This window comes from Neisseria sp. P0021.S007 (assembly GCF_051956855.1).
Genome location: NZ_JBQCXA010001094.1, coordinates 1 through 532 on the forward strand (window position 1 = coordinate 1; position 532 = coordinate 532).

Sequence of the window (532 nt, forward strand, 5' to 3'; positions counted from 1 at the left end):
AATTGACACCAAACGTTGGAAGTAATGGTTTAAAACCGATCCGAATAGGAAGGGATGGATACCGCCCAATTGCGCTTCATCCAATGTAATCGTGATTTTGATGCCTCGAACAGGCGCCGCAACTCCGTAAGGACGGACTACCTTGTTCACGGTGGAGGTCTCAACACGTGTAATCGACTCAATCTGTTTTTTCAGCAAATCATTTTCGGAAGAAACAAACACCATTAAAAGCTCTTTTAAGGTGACGGGTGCATCTTCTTGGTCGATGTTTAATAATGACAGATAGTTCAAGCTTAATTGGTTTAAAAACGACCAAAGCGTTCGATCCTCACTCACAGCCGCTTGAGGACGTGTTAACTTAGAAATCAGCTTGATAGAGTTAACCGGCAGGAAGCCTTCAATCAGGAAATCAGACTCTCCGTCGCGCGGCATCATCAGTGGCAAATCCCTGCTGGTACACCAAGCATCTACGGAAAGATGTTGTATGCCGGAATTGAAGGCGTAATCCCGATTGTCGGCCAGAGACAAAAAT

1 protein-coding gene is annotated in these 532 nt (G+C 45.1%); it reads right to left on the minus strand.

The features are described 5' to 3' along the window. Positions 1–532, minus strand: a 532-nt coding sequence (locus ACTHUR_RS17700) for a type VI secretion system baseplate subunit TssF (RefSeq protein ID WP_440400033.1), incomplete at both ends; no start/stop codon positions are given.